This is a genomic window from Stenotrophomonas sp. ZAC14D2_NAIMI4_7 (assembly GCF_003086675.1).
In the GTDB taxonomy this organism is placed as follows: Bacteria; Pseudomonadota; Gammaproteobacteria; order Xanthomonadales; family Xanthomonadaceae; genus Stenotrophomonas.
On record NZ_CP025995.1, the window covers coordinates 411,352 to 414,250 of the forward strand.

The 2,899-nt window shown below is 54.1% G+C and carries 2 rRNA genes (1 of these 2 cut by a window edge); both read left to right on the forward strand.

The features are described from left to right. Positions 1–2,655 (forward strand): 23S ribosomal RNA (locus tag C1922_RS01850); it begins 225 nt to the left of the window's first position. A gap of 125 nt (positions 2,656–2,780) precedes the next feature. Next, positions 2,781–2,895 (forward strand): 5S ribosomal RNA (gene rrf, locus C1922_RS01855). Positions 2,896–2,899 lie beyond the last annotated feature (4 nt).

The window sequence follows — 2,899 nt, forward strand, 5'->3', positions numbered from 1 at the left end:
AGATTCCGTAAGTAGCGACGAGCGAACGCGGACTAGCCCTTAAGCTGATTTGGTTCTAGGAAAACGCTCTGGAAAGAGCGGCCATAGAAGGTGATAGCCCTGTATCTGAAAGGGCCATTTCAGTGAAGACGAGTAGGGCGGGGCACGTGAAACCCTGTCTGAACATGGGGGGACCATCCTCCAAGGCTAAATACTACTGACCGACCGATAGTGAACCAGTACCGTGAGGGAAAGGCGAAAAGAACCCCGGAGAGGGGAGTGAAATAGAACCTGAAACCGTGTGCGTACAAGCAGTAGGAGCTCCGCAAGGAGTGACTGCGTACCTTTTGTATAATGGGTCAGCGACTTACTGTTCGTGGCAAGCTTAACCGTATAGGGGAGGCGAAGGGAAACCGAGTCTGATAAGGGCGCATAGTCGCGGGCAGTAGACCCGAAACCGGGTGATCTAGTCATGCCCAGGGTGAAGGTGCGGTAACACGCACTGGAGGCCCGAACCCACTCCCGTTGCAAAGGTAGGGGATGAGGTGTGATTAGGAGTGAAAAGCTAATCGAACCCGGAGATAGCTGGTTCTCCTCGAAAGCTATTTAGGTAGCGCCTCATATGTATCCTCTCGGGGGTAGAGCACTGTTATGGCTAGGGGGTCATCGCGACTTACCAAACCATTGCAAACTCCGAATACCGAGACGGACTGTATGGGAGACACACGGCGGGTGCTAACGTCCGTCGTGAAAAGGGAAACAACCCAGACCCACAGCTAAGGTCCCAAATTTTGTGCTAAGTGGAAAACCATGTGGAAAGGCACAGACAGCCAGGAGGTTGGCTTAGAAGCAGCCACCCTTTAAAGAAAGCGTAATAGCTCACTGGTCGAGTCGGTCTGCGGGGAAGATTTAACGGGGCTAAGCACAGAACCGAAGCTTGGGGTGCATAACTTTGTTATGCGCGGTAGAGGAGCGTTCCGTAAGCCGTTGAAGGTGGATTGAGAAGTCTGCTGGAGGTATCGGAAGTGCGAATGCTGACATGAGTAACGATAATGCGGGTGAAAAACCCGCACGCCGAAAGCCCAAGGTTTCCTTGCGCAACGTTAATCGGCGCAGGGTGAGTCGGCCCCTAAGGCGAGGACGAAAGTCGTAGTCGATGGGAAGCAGGTTAATATTCCTGCACCTCGCGTAAGTGCGATGGAGGGACGGAGAAGGTTAGGTGTACCAGGCGTTGGTTGTCCTGGGGAAAGGCGGTAGGTTTGGATCTTTGGCAAATCCGGGATCCTTTAAGACCGAGCACCGAGACGAGCCTTTATGGCGAAGTCACTGATACCACGCTTCCAGGAAAAGCTCCTAAGCTTCAGCTTACGCAGACCGTACCGTAAACCGACACAGGTGGGTAGGATGAGAATTCTCAGGCGCTTGAGAGAACTCGGGTGAAGGAACTAGGCAACATGGCACCGTAACTTCGGGAGAAGGTGCACCCTTGGTGGTGGCTCATGCGAGCACAAGCTACCGAGGGTCGCAGTAACCAGGCCGCTGCGACTGTTTATCAAAAACACAGCACTCTGCAAACACGAAAGTGGACGTATAGGGTGTGACGCCTGCCCGGTGCTGGAAGGTTAATTGATGGGGTCAGCCGCAAGGCGAAGCTCTTGATCGAAGCCCCAGTAAACGGCGGCCGTAACTATAACGGTCCTAAGGTAGCGAAATTCCTTGTCGGGTAAGTTCCGACCTGCACGAATGGCGTAACGACAGCGGCGCTGTCTCCACCCGAGACTCAGTGAAATTGAAATCGCTGTGAAGATGCAGCGTTCCCGTGGCAAGACGGAAAGACCCCGTGAACCTTTACTATAGCTTTACACTGAACGTTGAGTTCGTCTGTGTAGGATAGGTGGGAGGCTATGAAACTGTGGCGCTAGCTGCAGTGGAGCCATCCTTGAAATACCACCCTGTCGTGCTTGACGTTCTAACCTGGGCCCATTATCTGGGTCGGGGACCGTGTATGGTGGGTAGTTTGACTGGGGCGGTCTCCTCCTAAAGAGTAACGGAGGAGCTCGAAGGTACGCTCAGCGCGGTCGGACATCGCGCACTGTGTGCAAAGGCATAAGCGTGCTTGACTGCAAGATCGACGGATCAAGCAGGTAGGAAACTAGGACTTAGTGATCCGGTGGTTCTGTATGGAAGGGCCATCGCTCAACGGATAAAAGGTACTCCGGGGATAACAGGCTGATACCGCCCAAGAGTTCATATCGACGGCGGTGTTTGGCACCTCGATGTCGGCTCATCACATCCTGGGGCTGTAGTCGGTCCCAAGGGTATGGCTGTTCGCCATTTAAAGTGGTACGCGAGCTGGGTTCAGAACGTCGTGAGACAGTTCGGTCCCTATCTGCCATGGGCGTTGGAGATTTGAGAGGGGCTGCTCCTAGTACGAGAGGACCGGAGTGGACGAACCTCTGGTGTTCCGGTTGTCACGCCAGTGGCATTGCCGGGTAGCTATGTTCGGAAGCGATAACCGCTGAAAGCATCTAAGCGGGAAGCGCGCCTCAAGATGAGATCTCCCGGGGCACAAGCCCCCTGAAGGAACCATGTAGACTACGTGGTTGATAGGTCAGGTGTGTAAGTGCAGCAATGCATTGAGCTAACTGATACTAATGATCCGTGCGGCTTGACCATATAACCTCAAGTTGCCTTGGCTTTACGACAACGTCGTAAGAGCATCCAAGTGCACGCTACGTCACAAGAACTATGCGAGGCTGGCGCCTTGTCCCCCGGGACGAGTGCGACTCTCCAAAAGCCTCCCTGGTGAAATTAGCGCTGTGGAACCACCCGATCCCATCCCGAACTCGGAAGTGAAACGCAGCTGCGCCGATGGTAGTGTGGCTCAAGCCATGCGAGAGTAGGTCATCGCCAGGGTTTA